6 protein-coding genes are annotated in these 6,966 nt (G+C 64.2%); all 6 read left to right on the forward strand.

All coding sequences use genetic code 11. From position 1 onward, the window contains the following. Positions 1-58: 58 nt before the first annotated feature. The 6 genes from NYQ83_RS08150 (at position 59) to phoB (ending at position 6,271) form a co-directional block, all read left to right on the forward strand. Positions 59-1,105, forward strand: a complete 1,047-nt coding sequence (locus NYQ83_RS08150) for a substrate-binding domain-containing protein (RefSeq protein WP_261213863.1) — start codon at positions 59-61, stop codon at positions 1,103-1,105. Between the two features lie 150 nt (positions 1,106-1,255). Then, positions 1,256-2,629, forward strand: coding sequence for a phosphate ABC transporter permease subunit PstC (gene pstC, locus NYQ83_RS08155; RefSeq protein ID WP_205649885.1), 1,374 nt, complete (start codon positions 1,256-1,258; stop codon positions 2,627-2,629). Continuing rightward, positions 2,626-3,996, forward strand: coding sequence for a phosphate ABC transporter permease PstA (gene pstA / locus NYQ83_RS08160; RefSeq protein WP_261213867.1), 1,371 nt, complete (start codon positions 2,626-2,628; stop codon positions 3,994-3,996). The genes pstC and pstA overlap by 4 nt, the downstream gene beginning before the upstream one ends. A 108-nt stretch (positions 3,997-4,104) precedes the next feature. After that, positions 4,105-4,851, forward strand: a complete 747-nt coding sequence (pstB, locus tag NYQ83_RS08165) for a phosphate ABC transporter ATP-binding protein PstB (RefSeq protein ID WP_261214001.1) — start codon at positions 4,105-4,107, stop codon at positions 4,849-4,851. Between the two features lie 20 nt (positions 4,852-4,871). Continuing rightward, positions 4,872-5,558, forward strand: a complete 687-nt coding sequence (phoU, locus tag NYQ83_RS08170; protein ID WP_128292146.1) for a phosphate signaling complex protein PhoU — start codon at positions 4,872-4,874, stop codon at positions 5,556-5,558. Positions 5,559-5,575: 17 nt separating this feature from the next. Continuing rightward, on the forward strand, positions 5,576-6,271 hold the full coding sequence (gene phoB, locus NYQ83_RS08175; RefSeq protein ID WP_128293256.1) for a phosphate regulon transcriptional regulator PhoB: 696 nt from the start codon (positions 5,576-5,578) through the stop codon (positions 6,269-6,271). Positions 6,272-6,966 lie beyond the last annotated feature (695 nt).

The raw sequence follows: 6,966 nt of genomic DNA on the forward strand, positions 1-6,966 counted from the left end.
CCCCGGTCATCGCTGCATGGCCATGCTTTATTACGAAGCAAAACAGGGAGATATCTCAGTGACTTACAAGCTTCTCGCTGGTGTCGCGGCGCTGGCCGTAGGCGCCGCCTTCTCGGCCGGCGCTGCCAACGCCCAGTCCCGTGACACGATCCAGATCGCCGGTTCCTCGACCGTCCTGCCTTTCGCCTCCATCGTGGCGGAAGAATTCGGCAACGCCTATCCGGACTTCAACACCCCGGTCGTCGGCTCCGGCGGTTCCTCGGGCGGTCTGCGCCAGTTCTGCCAGGGCGTCGGTGAGAACACCATCGACATCGCCAATGCTTCCCGCCGCATCAAACCGTCCGAAATCGAGGCGTGCAACGAAGCCGGCGTCAAGAAGATCGTCGAAGTCCGCATCGGCTACGATGGCATCGTCTTCGCCACCAGTGCCGACAAGGACAACTTCGCCCTGAAGCCGGTCGACGTCTACAAGGCGCTTGCCGCCAAGGTTCCGCAGGACGGCGAAATGGTCGACAACCCCTACACCAGCTGGAGCGACATCGATTCCTCCCTGCCGGATCAGGAAATCCAGCTCGCCATCCCGGCCGGCAATCACGGCACGCGCGAAGTCTTCGAGGAGAAGGTCGTTCTCCCGGGCTGCGAGGAAGCCGGTCTTCCGGAGATGAGCGAAGACGAGATGAAGGCGACCTGCCTCAACTTCCGTCAGGACCGCGTCACGGAGATCTCCGGCGACTACACCGAAACGCTGGCGCGCCTTGAAGCCAACGACAACACGATGGGCGTCTTCGGTCTCTCCTTCTACGACCAGAACCGCGACAAGCTGAAGGTCGCCACGATGTCCGGCGTCGAGCCGAGCATCGACACGATCGCCTCCGGCGACTACCCGGTCTCCCGCCCGCTCTTCTTCTACATCAAGGGCGAGCACATCGGCGTCATCCCGGGCATCAAGGACTATGCCGAGTTCTTCCTCTCCGACGACATGGCCGGCTCCGGCGGTCGCCTCGAAGAGGCCGGCATGATCCCGGCTCCGGAAGACGAGCTCGAGACCCAGCGGCAGAATGTCGAGGACGAAAAGACGCTCTCGGCTTCCGACCTGCAGGGCTAATCTGATAGGGGCGGAGCGTGCCTACACGCTCCGCCCTTTTCTCTTGTCGGTTTTCTTCATTTCCTCTCCCCACCATGGCCGTGACCGCAAGAGACAAAGGCATCGCGCTTTCGGTTCGCTCAGCGCGAGCGCGCAACGAGAGGTCTGTTCGTGAGTGATCTCATAATCGCCGGTATTCTGCTGACCCTGATGGCGCTCGGCTATCAGGTGGCGCTCGGCCGCTACCGCAAAGTGACGGGCCGTTCGGAGGTCCGCCCCCATTCCCGTCCGGCCTATCACGGCCTCCTCGTCGCCATCTGGTGCGCCATTCCCGCTCTCGCGGTGATCATCGTTTTCGGGCTTTTTGAACCCGTCATCACCCGCTACGTGATTATGTCCGCCCTGCCGCCGGAAGTGCGCGAGCTGCCGGCCCACGAATTGCGCGGCGTCATGCAACGCATCCACCAGATCGCCACTGGCTTCGGCATCGTCGGCGAAGCCAAGCCTTACGAGAACGTCGCGGCGACGCGGCTCGGCACCTATCACGCGATCTGGAATTTCGCGCTCATCGCGCTCGCGGCGTCATCGGCGGTCGCCGGCCTCGTCTACACTTTGCGCCGCATCACGCCCCGGCTGCGCGCCCGCAACGAGGTGGAGCGCGTCATCCGCATCCTCCTGCTTTTGTGCTCCGCCGTCGCCATCATGACGACCGTCGGCATCGTCGCCTCGCTTCTCGGCGAGGCGGTGCGCTTCTTCGGCTTCGTCAATCCGCTCGATTTCTTCTTCGGCACGGTCTGGAATCCGCGCTTTTCCTCCGTCGGCGCCGGCCAGGGCGATTTCGGTCTCCTGCCGCTCCTCGTCGGCACCTTGATGATCAGCGCCATCGCCATCCTCGTCGCGCTGCCGATCGGGCTGATGACGGCGATCTACATGGCCGAATACGCCTCCTCGCATCTGCGCAACATCGCCAAGCCGATCATCGAAATCCTCGCCGGCATCCCGACCATCGTCTACGGCGTCTTCGCCCTCACCGTCGCGGGTCCGTTCTTCGCCGATATGGGGGCCGCCGTCGGCCTCGACATCAGCGCCACCAGCGCCTTCACCGCCGGCGCTGTCATGGGCGTGATGATCATTCCGTTCATCTCCTCCTTGTCCGACGACATCATCACGCAGGTCCCCGCCTCCATGCGCGATGGCTCGCTCGGGCTCGGCGCCACCCGCTCCGAGACGATCAAGCGCGTCATCCTGCCGGCGGCGCTCCCCGGCATCGTCGGCGCCTTTCTGCTCGCCGTCAGCCGCGCCATCGGCGAAACCATGATCGTGGTGCTCGCCGCCGGCAATTCGCCGGTGCTGCGCTTCAACCCGTTCGAGCCGAGCACCAGTGTCACCGTCTCGATCGTCAATCAGCTGACGGGCGACACCGATTTCGCCAGCCCGCAATCGCTCGTCGCCTTCGCCCTCGGCCTCACGCTTTTCATCATGACGCTCGGCCTCAACGTCGTGGCGCTCTACATCGTCCGCAAATACCGGGAGCAGTACGAATGAGCGCGACCGACACCGTGTCCGCTTCGGCGCCCGTCGACAGCCAGCTCAACGCCGTCCGGGCCAGCCTCAAGCGCCGTCATGCGCAGGAGCGCCGTTTTCAGGTGCTCGGCCTTGCCGCGATCTTTGCCGCCCTCGCCATGGTGGCGGTGCTCTTCGGCTCCGTCCTCTTCAAGGGCGTTCCGGCCTTCTGGCAGTCGACCCTGCATCTTCAGATTTCGCTCAATGCCGATGTCATCGACGTCGGGCAGCCGCCCGTCCAGAAGGCCGATCAGAACCCGGCCGAGTTCGAGGCCGAGCTGACCGACTGGCGGCGCGACCTCGCCCGCGTCAGCTGGAACAAGATCCTGGAAAGCGCCGTGCGCGGCGTCCTGCCGCCCAATCTCGCCGACGCCAAGACTCGTGACATCGTCGGCATCGTGGCAAGCGGCGAGCGCTATGCCTTGCGCGATATGGTGCTCGAAGATCCGAGCCTCATCGGCCAGACGATCGACGTCGATCTTCTCGCCGACGCCAATGTCGACAATTGGCTCAAAGGCAATATCGACCGCTCGCTCGGGCAAAGCCGTCAGCAGCTCTCGCCCGGCGAGCAGGAAATCGCCGATGCGCTCGCCGAAAAGGGCGTCATCACGCAGAGCTTCAATTCCGGCATCTTCTTCAACGTCGATTCGCGCTCCTCGCCGGCCTCGGCCGGTCTTGCCGGCGCCTTCATGGGCTCGCTCTACATGATGCTCGTCGTCATCATGCTCGCGGTTCCGATCGGCGTCGCCAGCGCCATCTATCTGGAAGAATTCGCGCCGACGAACCGCTTCACCGATTTCATCGAGGTCAACATCAACAACCTCGCCGCCGTGCCGTCGATCGTCTTCGGCCTCCTCGGCGCCTCGATCTTCATCAACTGGATGCATCTGCCCCTGTCGGCGCCGCTCGTCGGCGGTCTCGTCCTCACCTTGATGACGCTGCCGACAATCATCATCGCCACCCGTGGCACCTTGCGCGCCATCCCGCCGTCGATCCGCGAGGCGGCGCTCGGGCTCGGCGCCTCACGCACGCAGATGGTCTTCCACCATGTCCTGCCGCTCGCCATTCCGGGCATTCTGACGGCCACCATCATCGGCGTCGCCCAGGCGCTCGGCGAGACCGCGCCGCTCCTTCTCATCGGCATGAACGCCTTCGTGGCCAGCGTGCCGGCGAGCCCGATGGATCAGGCGACGGCCCTGCCCGTGCAGATCTATCTCTGGCAGGGCAACGAGAACTTCAATTTCTTCGAAGCCCGCACAAATGCCGCCATCATCGTCTTGCTTGGTCTGATGATCAGCCTCAATGCGATCGCGATCCTGCTGCGCCAGCGCATCGAGCGGCGCTGGTAACTGGGAGAATTCGCCATGAACGATATCAGCCACAGCCCGAGCGCGGCCAAAGCCACGGCGACGAAAGCGCCGCCCGAAGTGCCGCAGGAGAGTGCCGCCGTGCCGAAAATGCGCGCCGAGAAAGTGTCCGTCCATTACGCCGACAAGCAGGCCCTGTTCGACGTCGATCTCGACGTGCCGGAAAATCAGGTGATCTCGCTGATCGGCCCGTCCGGCTGCGGAAAATCGACCTTCCTCAGATGCCTCAACCGGATGAACGACACGATCGACATCGCGCGCGTCTCCGGCCACATCACACTCGACGGCGAGAACATCTACGACAAATCGCTCGACGTCGTGGAGCTCAGGGCCCGGGTCGGCATGGTCTTCCAGAAGCCCAACCCCTTTCCGAAATCGATCTACGAGAACGTCGCCTACGGGCCGCGCATTCACGGCCTCGCCTCCGGCAAGCGCGACCTCGAAGAGATCGTCGCCACGAGCCTGCAGCGCGCCGGCCTCTTCAACGAGGTGAAAGACCGGCTCGACGAACCCGGCACCGGCCTCTCCGGCGGACAGCAGCAGCGCCTTTGCATCGCCCGCGCGATCGCCGTGAACCCGGAAGTCATCCTGATGGACGAGCCGTGCTCGGCACTCGACCCCATCGCCACCGCCAAGGTGGAAGAGCTGATCGACGAACTGCGCGAGAACTATACGATCGTCATCGTCACGCATTCGATGCAGCAGGCGGCGCGCGTCTCGCAGCGCACGGCCATGTTCCATCTGGGTTATCTGGTCGAGGAGGGGCCGACGGACATGATGTTCACCAACCCCACCGACAAGCGCACCCAGGACTACATCACAGGCCGCTTCGGCTAATCGGGAGAGGAGTGAGCCCCGTGTCTGAACATATCGTCACCTCCTATGACGAGGAATTGCGGGAACTCGCCCGCTCCATCGCCGAAATGGGCGGTCTCGTCGAACAACAGCTCGACGAGGCGGTGAATGCGCTGTTGAGCACCAATGCGCAGCTCGCCCAGGACGTCATCCTCGGCGACCGCCAGATCAACCAGATGCACTACCAGATCGAAGAGCGGGCGATCCTCGTCATCGCCAAGCGCCAGCCGATGGCTCAGGATCTCAGGGAAACCGTCGCCGCGATCCGCATCTCGCACGATCTGGAACGCGTCGGCGACCTCGGCAAGAACATCGCCAAGCGCGCGCTCGCCATCGAGGATCAGCGGATGAACCACCAGCTTCGCCGCGGTGTCGAACATCTGGCGAGCCTCGGCCTGCGCCAGCTCAAGGACGTGCTCGACGCCTATGGCTCGCGCGACGTGCAGAAGGCGATCTCTGTGTGGCGCTCCGACGACGAGATCGACGCCATGTATGTGTCGCTGTTTCGCGAGATGCTGACCTACATGATGGAAGATCCGCGCAATATCGGCATGTGCACGCATCTTCTCTTCTGCGCCAAGAACATCGAGCGCATCGGCGACCACGCCACCAATATCGCCGAGACGATCACCTATCTCGTCACCGGCAAGCAGATGGAACGCGCGGCGACTGCGCCGTCCGCGGGTTGACGGAGTGAGCCATGCAGGTGCCCCGGATTCTCGTCGTCGAGGATGAAGAACCGCTGACGCTGCTTCTGCGCTACAACCTGGAGGCGGAAGGCTATTCCGTCGACACGGTCGGACGCGGCGACGATGCGGAATTGCGCCTTCTGGAAGAGGCGCCCGACCTCCTGGTCCTCGATTGGATGCTGCCGGGCCTTTCCGGCATCGAACTCTGCCGCCGCGTCAGAATGCGCGAGGCGACCGCGAAACTCCCCGTCATCATGCTGACGGCACGCGGCGAGGAAGACGAGCGCATCCGCGGGCTCGCCACGGGCGCCGACGATTATGTCGTCAAACCCTTTTCGGTGCCGGAGCTGATGGCGCGCGTGAAAGCGCTCCTGCGCCGCACGCGTCCGGAAATGGTCGCCGACAAGCTCGCCGCCGGCGATCTCGAACTCGACCGCGGCACCTTCCGCGTCTTCCGCGGGGGGCGCGAGATCCATCTCGGCCCGACGGAATTCCGGCTTCTGGAATTCCTGATGCGCAGCCCGGGCCGCGTCTTCACCCGCGAGCAGCTCTTGAACGGCGTCTGGGGCCGCGACGTCTATGTCGACGAACGCACCGTCGATGTGCATGTCGGCCGCCTCAGAAAAGCGATCAACCGCGGCCGCATGCGCGACCCGATCCGCACCGTCCGCGGCGCCGGCTACGCCCTCAACGAACAGTTCGTCACGACCTGATTTTTTCCGGACAGTCCCGCCGGGATCTGCGGTGATGAGGACGCGAGAGCTTCTTCGTTCCCGTGTGGCTGCGCACCAGCGAAGGCCAAGAACGTGCTCTCATCAGTGCCGCCGCAATGACCCTTATCGCTACGATTTCCGTGGCCGCTGCGATTGAAGAACAGCGTCGGCTGGACCCTCCATTCCTCTCCCCTCTGGGGAGAGGTGCCCGCGAAGCGGGCGGTGAGGGGTGGACGAAGAACGGATCTCGGCGCGGGATGGAAGACCACCCCCTCATCCGGCGGGCTCTGCCCGCCACCTTCTCCCCACAGGGGAGAAGAACTGGAGCGCGCTGCAACGCCCTTGCGGCGAGAAGCGTGTCCGCGCGGGCTCCCGCACGAGGCAGCGAGAGCTTCTTCGTTGTGGCTTCTCACCAGCGAAGGCCAGAACGTGCTCTCATCAGTGCCGTCGCAATGACCCTTATCGCTGCGATTTCCGTGGCCGCTGCGATTGAAGAACAGCGTCGGCTGGACCCTCCATTCCTCTCCCCTTCTGGGGAGAGGTGCCCGCGAAGCGGGCGGTGAGGGGTGGACGAAGAACGGATCTCAGCGCGGGATGGAAGACCACCCCTCATCCGGCGGGCTTCGCCCGCCACCTTCTCCCCACAGGGGAGAAGAACGGGAGCGCTGCAACGCCGTCGCGGCGAGAAGCGTGTC

The organism is Afifella sp. JA880, from assembly GCF_025379905.1.
In the GTDB taxonomy this organism is placed as follows: Bacteria; Pseudomonadota; Alphaproteobacteria; order Rhizobiales; family Afifellaceae; genus Afifella; species Afifella aestuarii.

What these genes read in the sequence shown, in the direction of transcription:
- pstA (WP_261213867.1), top strand. Translation starts at nt 2,626, where the DNA reads ATGAGCGCGACCGACACCGTGTCCGCTTCGGCGCCCGTCGACAGCCAG.
- pstB (WP_261214001.1), top strand. Translation starts at nt 4,105, where the DNA reads ATGCGCGCCGAGAAAGTGTCCGTCCATTACGCCGACAAGCAGGCCCTG.